Raw genomic sequence first — 17560 nt, forward strand, 5'->3', positions numbered from 1 at the left:
CCGGGTGGTCTTATCGCGCCGGTTGACCTCGATCACCTCGATCCCGGCCGCCAGCAGATGCACCGTCAACCCGGCCCCATACGAACCGGTCGACTCGACCCCGATCGCGGTGATCGGTCCGTGGCCGGCGACCCAGTCCACCAACGCGGCATAACCCGCGCGGGAGACCGGGAACTCCCGATCAGCCAACAACACCCCGGTCTCGGTGAGCACGACCGCGTGATGGGTGCGTTGATGGGTATCGACCCCGGCCACCACCGGGGTCGGGTCTTGAGGCGTGGCATGGTTGGTGGTCATCATGGGTGATGTCTCCCTCTACAACTGGATCGAGGGATGACCTCCCAGGCCGGGCGGACACCACAGTGATGAGACACCGATCAAGGTCCTATCAAGTCACACCCGCCCGGTCTGGCCATCCAAACCGAAAGAGGGGCCCGGCGGGCCGGCCGTCGACAAGTCGCGTTCAAGGCACCCAACCAACAGCGCCAGTGTCGAGATCGGTCAAACGAACAACCCAGACCCCAAAGACATCATCCCCAAGGCCACCGGACCCCCACCACCATCCTCACTGTGTCGAGATGGCCGGCCGCCACCGAAATTTGCGGCTCGATCGCCATTCGGTGCCCAGATCGGTCAATTCTGCGATCGAGCCGCAAATTTCGCAGGCCGCGCTGGTGGGGCGGGCCCAGCCCACCAGGGCCGGTGGCCGTGAAGCCGTCCCAATCACCAGCCGTACACCCCGCGCAGCTTCACGAACTCGAAGCTGTCGCCGACAAGGTGCTGATCCACCGCTCCCTGTGACGCTCAGAAGAACGCGCCGGAGACCCACCAGCCGACGACGCCGCTGACCACGAAGAGCAGCACCGCCAGCAGCACCAGGACCCCCGGGGTCAGTCGCCGGACCTCGGACGCAGGCTCCGGCTCGAGTGGGGCAGGTTGCTGCTCGGGTTCGATGATCGGCTCCTGCAGGCGCGGGATCACCTCGGTCGCCACCTGGTCCGCGGGCAGCGGTTGCGGAGCCCCTGCCCCCTGCGGAGTGACCGGGGGCGGAGGCTGCAGTGCCGCGGTGAGCTCGGTGGCGAAGGCGGCGGCGCTGGCCGGGCGGTCCTCCCGTTCGGTGGAGAGGGTACGCCGCAGCAGCACGTCCACCGCGGGTGGCAGGCCCAGCTCTTCGGCCACCGCCACCGGCGGCTGACCGGGCGGCCGCTCGGCCACCTCGGTCACCGTCCGCATCGGCAACGGTTTCTGGCCGGTCAGCAGTTCGTAGGTGAGCACCCCCAGGGCGTACACGTCGGCACGCGCGTCGAAACCGCCGGTGCCGAGGACCAGCTCGGGGGCCATGTACGCCGGCGTACCGGCCGTCAGCGTCACCCCGGAGGCGTCCGCCGCCAGCTTCGCGGTGCCCAGGTCGGCCACCGCGACGAACGGATCGGGCAGGCCCTCGCGGAGCAGCAGGTTGCTGGGCTTGAGGTCCCGGTGCAGCACACCGGCGGAATGCAACGCCTCGACCGCCGCCGATGCATCCAGGGCCAACCGGATCGCCTCCGGCACGGTGATCCCGCGCTGCATCAGATCGGCGACCGTGCCACCGGGCAGATGGTCCATCACGAAATAGGGTTGACCGTCAGTGATGTCGACGTCATAGACACCGACGACACGGGGACTGGAGATCCGGCGCATCAATCGCGCCTCGTTGAGGAACCGCTCCCGCACCTCGGCATCGCGGGCCCAGTTGTCGGCGAGCACCTTGATCGCCACGGGCAGTTCGAAGTTGTCGTCGTGGGCGAGCCAGACGGTCGCGAAGGCACCGGTCCCCAGCGGGGAGACCAGGCGGTAACGGCCGAGTGTCTTCATGGGGACATTCTCACGCAACCGGGGCCCATCCGTTGCCAGAACCCCCGGAGATGGCAGACTCGCCCCCGCACCACAATGAATCGACCACGGATCGGGGGACCGTGCAGATGGACACGTCCTGGGAGGAGAACCAGGCGGTCGACCTCGCCCAGCGCGTGACCGCCGGGGATCAGTTGGCGCTGGAGGAATTGCTCGCACTGCTGCAGCCGCGGGTGCTGCGGATCTGTCGGCGGATGCTGCCGCACCCCGCCGATGCCGAGGAGGCCGCGCAGGACGCGCTGCTGGTGGTGGCCACCAAGCTCGACCAGTGGAGCGGGCGCGGCAGCCTGCTGGGCTGGGTCGGGGTGATCGCGGCGAACAGCGCCCGGGCCACCTATCGCTCACTGCGTCGTCGTTTTGCCGAGTCCGCGCAGACCCCGGCACTGCCCGAGGCGGCCGACCCGCGAACCACCAGCGTGATCGCCGGATCGCGGCTCGATCTGCTGGAAGCCCTGGAGGGGTTGGAGAAGGATCGGCCCACCGCGCTCGAGGCATTCGTGCTGCGCGATCTGGGCGGGCTGTCCTATGAGGAGGTCGCCGAGCAGACCGGGGCCAGCCTGAGCGCGGTCAAGACCAGGATCCGCGACGCCCGCGAATATGTCCGCGAGCGGCTGCGGCTGCGGCTCGGCTGAGCCCGGTCAGCAGGCGCGGACGGCGGTGCGCAGCAGGATCGGTTCGCGCTGGCCGCCGACGTGCACGACCTCGGTCCCGTCCACCTGGACCTGGCTGGCGTGCTGGTGCAGGGCGGCGGTCACGGTCGGCAGTTCCGCGGACAGGTCCAGCACCGTCGCGCCCTCAGTGCCGGGGGTGACGACCTCGGCCAGGCGTACGCCGGTCCGCTCGGCCGCGCGGGCGCACAGGTGGTGCAGGGCGACGTGATCCGGGTGGCCGTACCCGCCGGCGTCGTCGTAGCTGATCACCAGGTCGGGGCGGACGTGCTCGACGGCAGCCACCAGGTCGGCCAGCGGCTGGTCCTGGTCCACCGTGCTGAGTGCATCCGGCCCGGTCACCTCGGCTGGGCCGGCCACCCCTTCGGCGACCCAACGCATCCCGGAATCGCTGTACCGGTGGGTTTTGCGGCCGGGCGCCAGCGCCGGCGGTTCGCCGAGCCAGAGCTGTTCGGTGACCCCGAGGGCGGTGAGCGCACCGGCGAGTTCGCGCTCGCGGTGGGCCGGGAAATCCTCGGCCGGCCCGGTGAAGGTGCCCGGACGCACCTCGCCCTGCTCGCCGCGGGTGGCGGTGAGCAGTACGCATTCGACACCCTGGCCCACCAGGTGGGCGATCAGTGCACCGGTGGCCAGCGTCTCATCGTCGGGATGGGCGTGCACGAACAGGATCCGGCGGGCACCGGTGAGTGGATCGGTCATCGCGCGGACACCTTTCGGCGGCTGTCGGCGTAGATATCGGTCAGCCGGGTCGCGACCTTCGTCCAGTCGAAGCGGCGGGACCAGCTCCGGGCCTCGGCACCCATCCGGGCACGGGTGTCCCGATCGGTGAGCAACCCCTGCACCGCGGCACCCCAGGCGCCTGGATCTCTTGTCTCCATGAGGATTCCGGTCCTGCCATCGGCGACGGCCTCACGCAGCCCGCCGGCGGCGGAGGCGACGATCGGGACACCGGAGGCGGCCGTCTCCAGGGCCACCAGGCCGAAGGTCTCGGAGTGCGAGGGCATCAGCACGACCTCCGCACCGCGCATCATCGCCGCGAACTCATCGCGCGGCCGGGCGCCGGAATAGACGACATCGTTGGCGATCCCGAGCCGGTGCGCCAGCCGCTGGACATGGTCGTGGTAGTCGGCGAAGTCGGCCGAGACGTCGCCGGCCAGCACCAGGTGCGGGCGGTGTTCGGGGTCGATCCGGGCGAGCGTCTCCAGCGCCAGATCGGGTCCCTTGAGCGGCTGCAACCGGGCGGCGAAGAAGAGATAGGGCCGGCGCATCTCGCAGCACTGCCAGTGCTCCTCACCGGGGGCCAGTGGTCGGAAGAGTTCGGTGTCCACCCCGGGCGGGACGACCACCACCCGATCCGGATCGGCACCGCAGCGGCCGACGATCGTCTCCGCCTCGGCGCGGCTGATCGCCACCACCACATCGGATTCGCGCGCCACCAGCACCTCACCGGGCACCCGGCGCGGCGACTCCGGCGGCTCCCCCTCCGAGAGCGGGTCGTCGGCGCGGACTGCGGCGACCGAGTGATAGCTCTGCAGATGCGGTACGCCCCAGGCGTGCGCGACCGGCAGCGCGGCCACCCCGGACATCCAGTGGTGGGAGTGCACCACATCGGCCGGCGTACCACGCTCGGCGAGTGCGGTGGCGAACTCGGCCAGGTGCTCATCGATCCGGCTCTTCGGCAGCGGCTTCGGCGGCCCGGCGGGCAGGTGGTGCAGGCGTACCCCCGGGACGGTCTCCTCGACCTCGGGCTGGTCCGGATCGGAGCGGCGGGTGTAGAGGTCGACCTGATGACCGAGGCCGGCGAGGGCCTCGGCCTGGGAGCGGACCACGACATTCATGCCGCCTCCGTCCCCGGTACCCAGCACCGCGTAGGGCGAGGTGTGCAGGGAGATCTTGGCGATACGCACCCGGTGAGCCTACCGAGTAATGTCGGCGCTCACGGTGCGGCGAGGAGGTGACGTGCTGGCCACGGTCCTCGGTGTGCTCGGGGTGGTGCTCAATCAGCTGTTCATCTGGCCCCAGGTCGCCCGGGCGCGTCGCTCGCTGATCGGGATCTCCCCCGGGACAGTGGTGGCCGGCTGGTTCGCCCGATTGCTCTGGTCGGTGTACGCGGTGGTCATCGCCGACTGGACGCTGGCGCTCGGGCAGCTGCCGATCGCGCTCGGGTTCGGGTTGCTGGCGCTGTTGCTGGCCCGGGGCCGGCCGGAGACCCGGTGGTTCCTGCTGATCGGGCTGCTGGCGACCGGCGCGGTGACGCTCGCCGCGGCGTACTCGCGGCCGCTGCTCGCCGCGCTCGCCGTCGGGGTGGCCGCGGTGGTGAACCTGCCGCAGCTGGTCGGTGTGCTGCGCGACCCGCACCGGGTGGGCGGGGTGTCCCCGCTGATGTACTGGTTGGTCGCCGCCGCCAGCGCCACCTGGCTCGGTTACGGACTGCTCACCGACTGGGTGATCTCGCTGCCGCACTTCCTGCTGCTGCCCAGCGGCATGGTCGTCGCGGTGATCGCCACCCGCGGCCGGCGCGAGCCCGAGGCCGAGACCGACCTGCCGGGGCCCGCGTAACCGGGGCGCAGACCTAGTTCTGCAGCGGCGGGTGCAGGTCCTTCATCGCGAACCGCTGCCGGGAGGCGACCGCGAGCACGTCGAGCACGATCGCGACGGCGGCGATACCGAGCAGCACCAGCACATCCCGCCAGAAGTTCGACCAGAGACCGCCGGAGATCACCACCCGGAAGGCGTCGATCGAATAGGTGATCGGCATGATCGGGTTGATCGCCTGGAAGAACGGTGGCAGCACCTCCTTCGGATAGGTACCGCCGGTGGAGGCGAGCTGCAGGATCAGGATCACCAGCAACGCCGCCGAACCGGGCAACCCGAGCGCCATCCGCAGCAGGTGCGCGATCAGCGAGAACGTCAACGCCACCAAACCGGTGAGCAGCACCGCGGCGAGCGGGTGCACCGGGTTCAGCCCGAGCCCCACCCAGACCGTGCCCAGCATCAGCATGCTGCCGATCAGCGCTACGGTGCCGAACGGGATCCAGGCCGACAGCATCAGATGCAGCGGATGCAGCCGGCCGGCGAGCAGCCGCCCGGAGATCGGTCGCATCACCAGGAAGCCGGAGATCCCGAACACCCACAGCGCGATCGAGAAGAACAGCGGCGCCAGGCCGCGGCCATAGACCCCGGCCGGGTTGAGCACATCGGTGGTCACATCGGCCGGTGAGGACAGCACCTGGACCGCATTGTCGGTCTGCTGCTCGTTCAGCACCGGCAGCCGGTTCACCCCGTCGTCAAGCCCCTTGACGAGCTGGTTGGCGCCGTCGAGGAGCTGGGCGTTGCCGTTGTCGAGCTGGGCCGCCCCGTCCTTCAGCTTCACCAGGCCGTCGGCCAGCTGCCCGGACCCGGTGGCGAGCTGCTGGGCGCCGCCGGCAGCAGAGTTGATGCCGGCCTGCAGCTGACCCGCGCCCTGTCCGGCGGAGTCGATGCCGCGGTGCAGCCGGTCCGCCCCGCTGGCCACCTGCTGGGCGCCGGAGTTGAGCTGGTTCAGTTTCGACTCGGCGTTCTGGATGTCACCCGACAGGTTGCTCTGCTGCACCCGGCTGTTCAGATTGGCCGAGCGCTGCCCGATCGCCGCGGACCGCTGGGTGACGTTGTCGGCGCGCTGCTGGCCGTCGCGGAGCCGTTGCCGCGCGTCCTGGTACGCCTGCGACTGGGTCACCTGCGGGTCGGCCGCGGCCAGTTGGTCCAGCGCACTGGACAGCTGGGACAGGTCGTCGGAGATCGATTGGGAGCGGCCGCCGACGGTGCTGGTGACCGACTGCACGTCGGTGTTGATCGCGTTCGCATCGGACTGGATCGTCGGCAGGGTGCGGTCCACCCGCTGCAGCGCGGGCACCACGGTGTCGCGCAGCTGCTGGGTGCCGCCGGCCACCTGGCTGGCGCCGTTGGCCAGGTCCTGGGAGCCGGTGGAGAGCTGCCCCATGCCGGCGCTGAGATCGGCCGATCCCTTCTGCAGCTGACCCATTCCGTTGGACAGCTGGCCAGCACCGTCGCGCAGCTGACCGCCCGCGGTCGCGGCGTCGGCACTGCCGGTCGCCAGCTGGGCGGAGCCGTCCTTGGCCTGCGCCAGGCCGTCGCGGAGGCGTACCGACCCGTCGCGGGCCTGCACCATCCCGTCGCGGATCTTGTTGAGGTTGCCGAAGACCGCACGGAAGTACGCCTCGACCGCGGTCTGGTTGACCGACTCGGTGATCGAGTCCTGCGCACGGGCCACCAGCGAACCGATCACGAAGCCGTTGGCGTCGTTGCGGCGCAGGGTGATCCCGGCGCGCTGCGGATCGGTACCGCCACCGGAGACCAGGTTGGCCGAGAAGTCGCTGGGCACGTGCACGGTGAGGTAGTAGTCACCCTCGCGGAGCCCGCGTTCGGCCTCGGCGTCGTCGACGACATGCCACTGGAAGTTCTTCTGCTCCACCATCGTGTCGGTGAAGTCCTTGCCCGCCTGGACGCGTTCGCCCTCGTAGTCGACGGGCTGGTCGTCGTTGACGACCGCGACCGGCAGCTGGTCCATCCGCGCCCCCGGATCCCAGTTGGCGCCCAGGTAGATGGCGCCGTAGAAGACCGGCACCAGCGCGGCGAAGATCAGCGCGAGCTTGGGCAGCAGGCCGCGGAACCGTTTCAGTTCGAAGCGGGAGAGCATCAGGCCTCCTCGGTGTGGGGGTGGGGATCCAGACGCAGGATGATCGCCCCGGGTGGTGCCTTGGCGGTGTCCAGCGCGGACACGATGAAGGTGTTGCCGGCCTCGGTGAGGACGTCCAGCTGGCGGTGGATCCAGAGCTGCTGGTCATCGGTGAGCGAGGCGTCGATGTCGTCGAGCAGCACGTACGCCGCGGGGCGCAGGCAGCCGAGCATCGCGGTGAGCAGGGTGCGCCGGAAGGCCGGCAGGTGTTCGACGACCTCCTCGGGGTCGAACCATTCACCGAGGGCGTTCTGCAGTTCGGTGAAGCGCTGCTTGCCGCGGCGTACGCCGATCGCCTCGGTGAGTGAGCGCTCGTCGCGGCACTCGCCGACGGTCAGGCTCGGTTCGAGCTCGGCCAGCCCGCTGATCCGGGCGATCGAGGTGAGCTGGCGGAGCTTGCGCGGGTGGGCGATGCCGTCGATGCCGTCGACCCGGAGTTCACCGGTGACGCCCTTCATCCGCCCGCCGAGGGCGAGCAGCAGCGCGGACCGGCCGGTGCCCTGCTGGCCGACGACGACGGCCCGCTGGCCGGCGTACAGCTGTGTGTCGAGTGGGCCGAAGACCGGCCCGCGGCCGCCTTCGAGCTGCAGGTCACGGGCCCGCAGCAACGGGCGTACGCCGTCCTCAGGCTTGGGATTCTCCTGTGTGGCTGGGGATTGCGGGGACCGCGGGGAGCGGCCGAGCATGTCATCGAGCATTCAGGGCCCCCTTGAGGACGAGTTCGACCTGGTTGGCGACGAGTTCCCGGTTCGGCGCGGTGCGGCCGCGGCGGATCCGGTTCAATTCGATCAGCACCACCGAGAGCACCGCGCGGCCGACCGCCTCGGCGTCGAGTCCGCTCCGGTGACCGGGGGCGCGCTGCACCACAGCTCCGATGGAGGTGGTCAGTTGATCGATCGCCGCCTGGGATTCGGCCCGGTGCTCCCCCTCGTTGCCGAAGAGCACCTCGCGGACGAAGAGCACGAAGGTCTCCCGGTCGGCGGCGGCGAGTTCGAGCAGCGGGGTGAGCAGCGTCATGATCCCGGCCAGCGGGTCGGTGACGTCCTCGGCGGCGGCCATCCCCCGGGCGAGCTCGGTGCGCAGTCGATGGTTCATCACCATCATCAGCAGTTCCGGCTTGCTGGCCGCATAGGTGAAGACGGTACCGGCGGCGACGTCGGCGAGATCGGCGACCTGCTGGGTCGTGGTGCCGGCGTACCCCTGCGCCCGGAACAGTTCTTCCGCGGCGGCGCAGATCCTCGCCCGCTTCTGGGCCTTCGCCTGGGCGCGGCGTCCGGTGATCGTCATGGTCGCTCCCCTCACTCATTTTTGAGTGTACTCAATATTGAGTGGAGTGGAAACTCAGGTTGGCCACGTACACTCCGGGGGCATGGCTGAGGTGCGCAAGCATGGCAAGGGTGGCGGTGGACAGATCGCTGCGGCGATCGAGCGGGCGATGGCCCAGGGGGTACGCCCCAGCGGCGCCGGTGCACCACCCGAACCGGGCCAGCAGTCCGAACCCCCGCGCAACACCCAGAACCTGGTGACGGCCACCTCCTTCCTCGGCAACGACCCGTTCCTGGTCACCGCACCGAAACCGGTGCAGCCCGCGGAACCGGAGGGTGAGACCGCCGAAGCGGCCCCCGACGAGGACCCGGATGACGATCCGGACACCGCCGAGGGCGAATCCGAGGACTGACCCCCACCGACGCTGTTAGCGTTGAGGGCTCCTGACCCAGCCCCAGCCCAGAGGAGCCCCGGTGAGCGAACTCGCACCGGCCAACGAGCCGGCACCCCACGTGCAACTGCGCAAGCAGCTTCGCCATCCCGGTGAGATCCCGTGGCTGGTCGTCGCCGCGGTGTTCTTCGTGATCGCCTATGGCGCGCTGATCGGGATCTCGATCGCCGCCGGCCTCGGCGCCGATGAGGGACTGACCCGCGACCAGACGGTGGGCCAGGTGATGGTGCTGCTGGCGGTCTCGCCGCTGGCGGTCCTCTTCTTCCGTGGCTTGATGTACGCCCAGCTGCGCACCGGGTCGGTGCGGATGTCCCCCACCCAGTTCCCCGAGGGCTACCGGATGCTGGTCGAGGCCGCTGCCTCGGCGGGGTTGCCGAAGGTGCCCGATGCCTATGTCACCTCCGGCTCCGGGGTGATCAATGCTTTTGCAGCAGGACACGGATTCCGCCGCTTCGTGAACGTGAACAGCGACCTGTTCGAGGTCGGTGGCGCGGCCCGCGACCCCGACGCGCTGCGGTTCGTGATCGGCCACGAGGTCGGTCACATCGCGGCCGGGCACACCTCCTACTGGCGGATCGTGGTGATGCAGGTGATGTCGCAGATCCCGATCCTGGGTGGCTTCCTGTCGCGGGCCCAGGAATACACCGCCGACAACTACGGCTACCGCTATCGGCCCCAGGGCGGTGCGGGTGCGATGCAGGTGCTGTCCGGTGGGAAATACCTCAACCACAACGTGAACATCAACGAGTTCGCCGACCGGGCGCAGTCCGAACGCGGCCTGTTCGTCTGGTGCGCGAACCTGGCCTCCACCCACCCGGTGCTCACCTGGCGCGCCCAGGCGTTGCGGGATCGCAGCCGCGCCGGTTCGCTGTTCACCGTCCCGAAGTTCCAGCCCTATGGTCCGCCGGCACTGCCACCCGGTGGCCGCCCGACCAAGGAGGCCCCGAGCCCCGCGGAGGCGCTGGACTATCTGGACACCTTCCCGCCGCTCGGCCCACCGCAGTTCGGCACCAACTTCCCGGTACCGCTGCCGGGCAACGAGATCGGATGGGCCGAACCGAGCCGCTATGGCCAGCACACGCTGTATCACGGTTGGCGCGCCCCGGCTCTGCCGCCGGACGAGGCCGACGAGCCGCGTGGCCCCGCCACCGGCAGCTGATCGCGGACCCGCTCGCGATTCCTACCGGGGCAGGTTCAGCGGGTGATCAGTTCGATCACGGTGGCGTCCAGCTCGGCATCGCGATGGACCACGGTCTCACCGCGCCCGACGGCCGCGGTGCGCAGCAGCTCGGTCGCGGTCGGCACCTGATCGCGGGCCACTTCGAGCAGGAAGATCCCCTGCTCGGCGAGGATTCCGGGCAATCCGTCGGCCCAGCAGCGCAGCGGATCGAGTCCATCGGCACCGCCGTCGACCGAACCGCGAGGCTCGCATTCCCTGGCCTCGTAGGGCATCAGCGCGATCGCACCGGTGGGCACATAGGGCAGGTTGGCCGCGATCACCCGAAACCGGGAACCGGTCAGGTCGGCCGCCGACGCGGCGCACCGGACCTCGCAACCGGGCAGATTCCGGCGGGCCACCGCCAGTGAGCGGTCATCCCGATCGACGGCGGTGACGACGACCCCCGGCGCGTGGCGGGTGATGTAGGCCGCCACCGGGCCCGCGCCGCAACCGATGTCCAGGAAGGCATCCCCGGCCACCAACCGGTCGACCGCGAGCCGGGCCAGCAGTTCGGTACGCGGCCGCGGGATGAACACCCCCGGCTCGATCCGCAGCCGCAGTCCCGCGAAGTCGGCGTACCCCACCAGATATTGGATCGGCTCCCCCGTGACCCGCCGATCCACCAGCGCACGCAGTCGCGACTCGTCGTCACCCGCCGCCTGCGCGAGCGCGGCCAACTCGTCGGCGGCGAAGACCGACCCCGATTCCCGCAACGCGGTGATCAGCTCCGCGCGCGGATCGTGGTGGCCGGTCATCTGGTCGGTGCGACGGATGTCAGTGCTGCGGGGCACCGACGGATCGGCCGGTGGACGGCCGTCCGGTGGCGGCGAGCTCGTGCACGATGTCCCTGGTCTGGGTGTAGAGGCGCAGGTATTGCTCGAAGAGTGCCTGGTATGCCGGTGCCGCGGATTCGTCGGGGGTGATCGTTTCCACGATCGGATTCCAGGAATCGATGTCTGGCTTGGCATTCTCGTCCGCGACCGCGCCGGCCGCCAGGAAGGCGCCGCCGTAGCTGGCGCCGATCGTGGTCCGCGGGAGCTGCTGTTCCAGACCGGTGATGTCGGAGACCAGCTGCAACCACAGGTGCGCCTGGGCGCCGCCACCGACCGCGACGATCCGGGTGATCTCGGCACCGGCGTCGCGCATCGTCTCGACGTTGTGCCGGACGGCCAGCGCGGTGGCCTCCAGGGTGGAGCGGTAGAGGTCGCCGCGGCCGTGGTCGAGGGTGAGCCCGGCGATCACACCGCGGGCATCGGGGTCCTGGATCGGCGTACGCTCCCCCGCGAAGTAGGGGAGCATCAGCAGGCCGCGGGCGCCGATCCCGGAGGCCTCGGCCTCGGCGGTCAGCGTCGGATAGTCGGCATCGGTGAGCTTGCTCAGCCAGGTGGTGAGGGCGCCGGAGGTGGCCAGCCCGCCGGCCAGGTTCCGGGTGCCGGGCAGCGCTCCGGCGGTGGTCCACATCGAGGGGGTACGCAGGGTCTGTGCGCCGGTGGCGATGAGGAACATCGTGGTGCCATACATCAGCATCAGGTCGCCGATGCCGTGGGCGCCGACGCTGATCGCCTCGGCCCAGGCGTCGATGGTGCCGACGATGACCGGTGTGCCGGCCGGCAGCCCGGTCACCTCGGCGGCCGCGTCGGTGACGGTGCCGGCGACCTCGGTGGACCAGGCCAGCTCCGGCGCCTCGATCTCACCGGCGTACCGCTCCCACCAGGGGGCGTACCAGGATTCCTGCTCGATGTCGTAGAGCGGCGAGGTCTGGCTCGCCGACTGGTGGTCCAGGACGTACGCCCCGGTGAGGTGGCGAACCAGCCAGGAGGCGGGCATGAAGAACCGGCGGGCCCGGGCGAAGGCGTCTGGTTCCTCGTCGGCGATCCAGGCGATCTTGGCGCCGGCGGCCTGCGAGGTGAGCACCGAGCCGCCCACCCGGGTGATCTCGTCGATGCCGAGCTCCTCGGTCAGCCGTTCGATCTGGCGGATCGCGCGGGTGTCCACGCCATAGAGGATCGCGGGGCGTACCGGCTCGTCGTGCTCGTCGGCCAGCACGACGCAGGGACCCATCCCACTCACCCCGACCGCGACCACCTCCGCGTCGTCGACGGCGGCGAGCAGTTCCCGGGTGATCTCGACGAACTCGTCCCACCAGATGCGGGCGTCCATCTCCACCCAGCCGACCTGCGGCCGGTCGACCTCGTGGGCGCGGGTCGCACTGGCGAGGATCGCACCGTCCTCACCGGCCAGCACCCCCTTGCTGCTGGAGGTGCCGATATCCACACCCAAGGTGCATCGCATGCCGATCCTCTCCACGACGGGTTTCGCTTCACCCTAGACCGTTGCCGAGCGCGATCACCTCCGGCGCCAGGGGTGCCATCGAGTGATCGTCGATGGCGGTGATCGGAACGATGCCCGAGAGACTGCTGGTCCAGAACGCGGACCGGTATCGACCATCGAGTCTCGGGGGCTCGATGGCGATCGGTACGCCGAGGTGCGGCGCCCTCTCGAGGACGATCCGACGGGTCACCCCGGGCAGCAGGTCGTCGCGCAGCGGCGGGGTGACCCACGTGCCGTCCTCTCTTTGCAGGAAGAGATTGCCGCGACTGGTCTCCAGCAGGACCCCGTCGTCGGCGACGAACAGGGGGAACGCGTCACCGGCCTCGCGTTCGGCCCGGTCCAGCCAGGCGCGGTCGATCCACTTGTGCCGCCACAGGCCGTCGGGGCGCGGCATGGTGACGGCCGAACCGGCAGTGGAACCGCCGGCGAACGGGGACCGGGTGACCGCGACCTGGAGCGTTCCGGCCTCCGGGCGGGCGAGCACGCGGACCGCCTCTGCTCCGGTTCCGGGAGCGCTGTCCCGGTGGAGTTCGGCGGCGAGCGCCTCGGGCAATCCGCAGCGATAGAGCTCGCGGCAGGAGCGATCCAACCGGGCGAGATGCTCGGCGAGCCAGGGAATCCGACCGTCGATCGCGAGCATCGTCTCGAACACCCCGGTGGCCGGATCCACCTGCGTGGGTGAGGATTCCGGGAGATCCAGTCCGGGCGCCAATCGAGTTCGGGCGGCGGCGATCAGTGGCGCAGCCTTGTGCAGACATTCGCGCCATTCCAGCATCGGCACACTGTCGGTGGTGATCCCGCCACCGACACCGAGCTCGATCCGGTCACGTGCGATCTCGAAGCTGCGGATCACCACATTGAACTCGGATCGGATCGGTCCGCTCAGCCCGAAGGCACCGGTGTAGGCAGCGCGCGGCTCGGTCTCGATCACCGCGATCCCTTGCAGGGCACCGGATTTGGGGGCACCGGTCACCGATCCGGGCGGGAAGGTGGCGCGCAGCAGGGCGGCCGGGTCGACCGTCGGCGCCAGCTGGGCGCTGACCGTGGAGACCAGATGCCAGACACCGGGATGCGGTTCCAGCGCCAGCAGATCGTCGACGCGTACGGTGCCGGGGACCGCGACCCGGGCCAGGTCGTTGCGCATCAGGTCGAGGATCATGATGTTCTCCGCGCTGTCCTTGGCGGAGGCCCGCAGTGCGGAATCCTGCTCCCCCGGTCGCCTGGGTGCGGTGCCCTTGATCGGCGAACTGCGGACGGTCCGCGTGCCGTCGGATCCGGGTTCGACGGCCAGGAACAGTTCCGGGCTGAAGCTGGCCAGCGTCTGTTCGGGCGTGGCGATCAGGCCACCGCGCACCGGCTGCAACTGCTCGGCCATCGCGGCGAACATCGCCGGTGCCGAGCCGGTGAAGCCGGCGTGCAGGCGGGTGCAGAGGTTGAGTTGATAGAAGTCACCCGCCGCGATCCGCCGGATGGTCTCCTCGACCCCGGCCAGGTGCTCGTTGCGGGCCTTCTGGGGTGCGATCCGGGTGGCGAACTCACCGCAGGACCAGGCCGGCGCCGCCCCCGGTGCCGCGAGCCGCTGCCGCCAGTCGGCGAGCGCTGCGGCGTATGCCTGGTCGCGGCCGGGCAGCCCGAGCGCCTCGAAGCACCAGCCCCCGTCGGGTGACCAGCGCAGCAGGGAGTCGTACCAACCGAGCATCGAGGTGCCGTCGTCGAAGCCGACCACCCCGAGCCAACCACCACCGACGAGATCACTCGTCCGGTCGCCCTCCACCAGCGGCGGCTGATCGGCGAGCAGCTCGATCGCCTCGGCCGATCCCAGCCCCGCACTGAACCGTTGCGGCCGCAGCCCGATCAGCACCCCGCCGCCGAACCAGCCATCCCCCCAGAGCACCGCCGGATGGTCCTCGATCGCCAGACCCGCGACGACCGCCGCGGGCGGCGTACCGGAATCGAGCGGGACGCGGAAGGGCTGCACCGCTCCATCCTGCCGTCTCCGGGCGGGGTCCCGCCTGCGACAAATGTCGGGTTCGACCTCCCGGCCGTCATGCGACGTCCCCCAACGACGAAGCCCCTGGCGACTCTCGTCTGCCAGGGGCTTGCTCTGCGCGCTCGGAGGGATTCGAACCCCCAACCTTCTGATCCGTAGTCAGATGCTCTATCCGTTAAGCTACGAGCGCTCGGGAGGATCACGTCACCGTGAACCGAGGACATACCTTACCCCACCGCAGCACCCCGGTCCAATCGATATCCGGGGGCTCTCGGCATGCCCTCGGCGCAAACCTACTCACCGGAAGCGTAAGCAGTCTCACACCGACCACTGGTCTGTTTTTGATAAGACCAGTAGGTTCGCTGGGCTAGGGTGATACCACTCGGCGCACTGGTATCTATCCACCGTCGCCACCAAGACAACATCCATCTACCGCAGGAGTACGACGACGTGACTGCCACCGTTGGCCAGGCCGCACCCACCAAGCACCGCGAACTGCTGGAGTGGGTCGAAGAGGTCGCCGCCCTCACCAAGCCGGACGCCGTCCGCTGGTGCGATGGGTCGGACGCCGAGTGGAAGGAGTTCACCGACGCGCTCGTGGACAAGGGCGTGGCCACCCGGCTGAACGATGAGGCGAAGCCCAACTCCTTCTACCTCCGCTCCTCCCCCGCCGATGTGGCGCGGGTCGAGGACCGCACCTACATCTGCACCGAGACCGAGCAGGGCGCCGGCCCGACCAACAACTGGGTCGCCCCGGCCGAGATGAAGCAGACCATGACCGAGCTGTACGACGGTTCGATGAAGGGCCGCACCATGTATGTGGTGCCGTTCTGCATGGGCCCGATCGACGCCGACGACCCGAAGTTCGGCGTCGAGATCACCGACTCGGAATACGTCGTCATCTCGATGAAGATCATGACCCGGATGGGCACCCAGGCGCTCGAGGCGATGGGCACCGACAAGCCGTTCGTGAAGTGCCTGCACTCGGTCGGCGCCCCGCTGGCCGACGGCCAGGAGGACGTCGCCTGGCCCTGCAACGAGACCAAGTACATCTCCCACTTCCCCGAGACCCGCGAGATCTGGTCCTACGGTTCGGGTTACGGCGGCAACGCGCTGCTCGGCAAGAAGTGCTACGCGCTGCGGATCGCCTCGGCGATGGCCCACGACGAGGGCTGGCTCGCCGAGCACATGCTGATCCTCGAGCTGACCTCGCCGGAGAACAAGAAGTATGTGATCTGCGCGGCCTTCCCGTCGGCCTGCGGCAAGACCAACCTGGCGATGCTCGAGCCGACCATCCCGGGTTGGACCGTGAAGACCCTGGGCGATGACATCGCGTGGATGCGTTTCGGCGAGGACGGCCGGCTGTACGCGGTGAACCCCGAGAACGGCTTCTTCGGCGTCGCGCCCGGCACCGGTTACCAGACCAACCCGAACGCCATGCGTACGATCGAGAAGGGCAACTCGATCTTCACCAACGTCGCCCTCACCGACCACGGTGACGTCTGGTGGGAGGGGATGACCCCGACCAAGCCGGAGCACCTGACCGACTGGCACGGCAACTCCTGGACCCCGGAGTCCGACGCCCCGGCGGCCCACCCGAACAGCCGCTTCACCACCCCGATCGACCAGTCGCCGATCCTGTCGGAGGACTTCAACAACCCCAAGGGTGTACCGGTCGACGCCATCCTGTTCGGGGGCCGCCGCGCCACCACCGTGCCGCTGGTCGCCCAGTCCCGCGACTGGAACCATGGCACCTTCATGGGCGCCACCTGCTCCTCGGAGACCACCGCTGCCGCCACCGGCGCGGTCGGCGTGGTCCGCCGCGACCCGATGGCGATGCTGCCGTTCATCGGCTACAACGCCAACGACTACCTGCAGCACTGGATCAACGTCGGTGAGCAGGGCGGCGACAAGATGCCGGCCATCTTCTACGTGAACTGGTTCCGCAAGTCCGATGAGGGCAAGTTCCTGTGGCCGGGCTTCGGCGACAACAGCCGCGTCCTGGAGTGGGTGATCAACCGCCTGGAGGGCACCGCCGAGGCCGTCGACACCCCGATCGGTGCGATCCCGGCCCCGGGTTCGCTCAACGTCGAGGGTCTGAGCATCGGCGAGGCCGATCTGGACGCCGCCACCCGCGTCGACACCGAGGAGTGGCAGCGTGAGCTGCCGCTGATCGAGGAGTGGTTCGCCAAGCTCGGTGACGTGCCGCAGGCCCTGCGCGACGAGCTCGACGGCCTGAAGAAGCGCCTCGGCTGAGTCGTACGCCGCCAGCAGTCACGGCTGCTTCGAGGGCCCCGGGCGATTGCCCGGGGCCCTCGTCGTCTCTGTCGGACGTCGGCTGAGCGAGCGAGCTTGTCCGGGGTTATGCACGGTGTACGCGCAAAACACCGTGCATTCGGCCGCAAGAGTTCCGGGGGGGGTCGCTTCATCTCGACACAGTGAGGATGGTGGTGGGGGTCCGGTGGCCTTGGGGATGATGTCTTTGGGGTCTGGGTTGTTCGTTTGACCGATCTCGACACTGGCGCTGTTGGTTGGGTGCCTTGAACGCGACTTGTCGACGGCCGGCCCGCCGGGCCCCTCTTTCGGTTTGGATGGCCAGACCGGGCGGGTGTGACTTGATAGGACCTTGATCGGTGTCTCATCACTGTGGTGTCCGCCCGGCCTGGGAGGTCATCCCTCGATCCAGTTGTAGAGGGAGACATCACCCATGATGACCACCAACCATGCCACGCCTCAAGACCCGACCCCGGTGGTGGCCGGGGTCGATACCCATCAACGCACCCATCACGCGGTCGTGCTCACCGAGACCGGGGTGTTGTTGGCTGATCGGGAGTTCCCGGTCTCCCGCGCGGGTTATGCCGCGTTGGTGGACTGGGTCGTCGGCCACGGACCGATCACCGCGATCGGGGTCGAGTCGACCGGTTCGTATGGGGCCGGGTTGACGGTGCATCTGCTGGCGGCCGGGATCGAGGTGATCGAGGTCAACCGGCCCGATAAGACCACCCGG

At 69.5% G+C, this 17560-nt stretch carries 16 protein-coding genes and 1 tRNA gene; 6 read left to right on the forward strand and 11 right to left on the reverse strand.

Annotation, left to right across the window (positions count from 1 at the left end; translation table 11 throughout):
- Both BI335_RS13785 and BI335_RS13790 read right to left on the reverse strand, forming a co-directional pair.
- Nucleotides 1-300 (reverse strand): IS110 family transposase (locus BI335_RS13785; RefSeq protein WP_144009125.1); only part of this gene is annotated, 300 nt, incomplete at its 3' end.
- 504 nt (nt 301-804) lie between these two features.
- Nucleotides 805-1854, reverse strand: coding sequence for a serine/threonine-protein kinase (locus BI335_RS13790; RefSeq protein WP_094431561.1), 1050 nt, complete (start codon nt 1852-1854; stop codon nt 805-807).
- 107 nt (nt 1855-1961) lie between these two features.
- Between BI335_RS13790 and BI335_RS13795 the strand changes: the two genes are divergently transcribed.
- Nucleotides 1962-2525, forward strand: coding sequence for an RNA polymerase sigma factor (locus BI335_RS13795; protein ID WP_094357667.1), 564 nt, complete (start codon nt 1962-1964; stop codon nt 2523-2525).
- Between the two features lie 6 nt (nt 2526-2531).
- Here the strand turns inward: BI335_RS13795 and BI335_RS13800 are convergent, their stop codons facing one another.
- Complete coding sequence (locus BI335_RS13800; protein WP_094431563.1) at nt 2532-3260, reverse strand: PIG-L deacetylase family protein; 729 nt, start codon at nt 3258-3260, stop codon at nt 2532-2534.
- Nucleotides 3257-4468 carry a glycosyltransferase gene (locus tag BI335_RS13805; RefSeq protein WP_229117712.1) on the reverse strand — a complete coding sequence of 404 codons (1212 nt, stop codon included), beginning with the start codon at nt 4466-4468 and terminating at the stop codon, nt 3257-3259. The genes BI335_RS13800 and BI335_RS13805 overlap by 4 nt, the downstream gene beginning before the upstream one ends.
- 52 nt (nt 4469-4520) lie before the next feature.
- Here BI335_RS13805 and BI335_RS13810 point away from each other — a divergent pair, with 52 nt between their 5' ends.
- A complete protein-coding gene (locus tag BI335_RS13810; protein ID WP_094431565.1) occupies nt 4521-5120 on the forward strand; it encodes a hypothetical protein in 600 nt (199 codons plus the stop codon).
- 13 nt (nt 5121-5133) lie between these two features.
- On the opposite strand, the gene BI335_RS13815 is transcribed toward BI335_RS13810, so the two are convergent.
- The 3 genes from BI335_RS13815 to BI335_RS13825 are packed head-to-tail and all read right to left on the reverse strand — an operon-like array spanning nt 5134 to nt 8583.
- Nucleotides 5134-7257, reverse strand: a complete 2124-nt coding sequence (locus tag BI335_RS13815; protein ID WP_094426821.1) for a YhgE/Pip domain-containing protein — start codon at nt 7255-7257, stop codon at nt 5134-5136.
- Nucleotides 7257-7994 (reverse strand): ATP-binding cassette domain-containing protein, encoded by a 738-nt coding sequence (locus tag BI335_RS13820; RefSeq protein ID WP_094431567.1) that lies wholly within the window; start codon nt 7992-7994, stop codon nt 7257-7259. The genes BI335_RS13815 and BI335_RS13820 overlap by 1 nt, the downstream gene beginning before the upstream one ends.
- The gene (locus BI335_RS13825; protein ID WP_094431569.1) at nt 7984-8583 is read right to left on the reverse strand and encodes a TetR/AcrR family transcriptional regulator; all 600 of its coding nucleotides are present in this window, start codon (nt 8581-8583) and stop codon (nt 7984-7986) included. The genes BI335_RS13820 and BI335_RS13825 overlap by 11 nt, the downstream gene beginning before the upstream one ends.
- A gap of 82 nt (nt 8584-8665) precedes the next feature.
- Between BI335_RS13825 and BI335_RS13830 the strand changes: the two genes are divergently transcribed.
- Nucleotides 8666-8974, forward strand: a complete 309-nt coding sequence (locus BI335_RS13830; protein ID WP_094431571.1) for a hypothetical protein — start codon at nt 8666-8668, stop codon at nt 8972-8974.
- A 61-nt stretch (nt 8975-9035) separates the two neighbouring features.
- Nucleotides 9036-10172, forward strand: a complete 1137-nt coding sequence (locus BI335_RS13835) for a M48 family metallopeptidase (RefSeq protein WP_094357681.1) — start codon at nt 9036-9038, stop codon at nt 10170-10172.
- Nucleotides 10173-10207: 35 nt separating this feature from the next.
- Here the strand turns inward: BI335_RS13835 and BI335_RS13840 are convergent, their stop codons facing one another.
- The 4 genes from BI335_RS13840 to BI335_RS13855 all read right to left on the reverse strand — a co-directional run bounded on the left by BI335_RS13840 (nt 10208) and on the right by BI335_RS13855 (nt 14743).
- Nucleotides 10208-11023 carry a N5-glutamine methyltransferase family protein gene (locus tag BI335_RS13840; protein ID WP_094431573.1) on the reverse strand — a complete coding sequence of 272 codons (816 nt, stop codon included), beginning with the start codon at nt 11021-11023 and terminating at the stop codon, nt 10208-10210.
- Nucleotides 11007-12524: an FGGY-family carbohydrate kinase gene (locus BI335_RS13845; protein WP_094431575.1), complete on the reverse strand. Its 1518-nt coding sequence runs from the start codon at nt 12522-12524 to the stop codon at nt 11007-11009. Before BI335_RS13845 ends, BI335_RS13840 begins: the two co-directional genes overlap by 17 nt.
- A gap of 28 nt (nt 12525-12552) precedes the next feature.
- Entirely contained in the window at nt 12553-14541 is a 1989-nt protein-coding gene (locus BI335_RS13850) for a bifunctional chorismate-binding protein/class IV aminotransferase (protein ID WP_094431578.1), read from the reverse strand.
- Between the two features lie 129 nt (nt 14542-14670).
- Nucleotides 14671-14743, reverse strand: a tRNA-Arg gene (locus BI335_RS13855).
- Between the two features lie 260 nt (nt 14744-15003).
- Between BI335_RS13855 and BI335_RS13860 the strand changes: the two genes are divergently transcribed.
- Both BI335_RS13860 and BI335_RS13865 read left to right on the forward strand, forming a co-directional pair.
- Nucleotides 15004-16809, forward strand: coding sequence for a phosphoenolpyruvate carboxykinase (GTP) (locus BI335_RS13860; RefSeq protein WP_094431580.1), 1806 nt, complete (start codon nt 15004-15006; stop codon nt 16807-16809).
- Nucleotides 16810-17260: 451 nt separating this feature from the next.
- Nucleotides 17261-17560 (forward strand): IS110 family transposase (locus tag BI335_RS13865; RefSeq protein WP_144009076.1); only part of this gene is annotated, 300 nt, incomplete at its 3' end.

Origin of the sequence: Enemella evansiae, from assembly GCF_002250705.1 — a bacterium.
Taxonomy (GTDB): Bacteria; Actinomycetota; Actinomycetes; order Propionibacteriales; family Propionibacteriaceae; genus Enemella; species Enemella evansiae.

Excerpts from the sequence above, each read along its gene's own strand:
- BI335_RS13790 (WP_094431561.1), bottom strand. The coding sequence starts at position 1,854 with ATGAAGACACTCGGCCGTTACCGCCTGGTCTCCCCGCTGGGGACCGGT.
- BI335_RS13795 (WP_094357667.1), top strand. The coding sequence starts at position 1,962 with ATGGACACGTCCTGGGAGGAGAACCAGGCGGTCGACCTCGCCCAGCGC.
- BI335_RS13800 (WP_094431563.1), bottom strand. The coding sequence starts at position 3,260 with ATGACCGATCCACTCACCGGTGCCCGCCGGATCCTGTTCGTGCACGCC.
- BI335_RS13815 (WP_094426821.1), bottom strand. The coding sequence starts at position 7,257 with ATGCTCTCCCGCTTCGAACTGAAACGGTTCCGCGGCCTGCTGCCCAAG.
- BI335_RS13820 (WP_094431567.1), bottom strand. The coding sequence starts at position 7,994 with ATGCTCGATGACATGCTCGGCCGCTCCCCGCGGTCCCCGCAATCCCCA.
- BI335_RS13825 (WP_094431569.1), bottom strand. The coding sequence starts at position 8,583 with ATGACGATCACCGGACGCCGCGCCCAGGCGAAGGCCCAGAAGCGGGCG.
- BI335_RS13830 (WP_094431571.1), top strand. The coding sequence starts at position 8,666 with ATGGCTGAGGTGCGCAAGCATGGCAAGGGTGGCGGTGGACAGATCGCT.
- BI335_RS13845 (WP_094431575.1), bottom strand. The coding sequence starts at position 12,524 with ATGCGATGCACCTTGGGTGTGGATATCGGCACCTCCAGCAGCAAGGGG.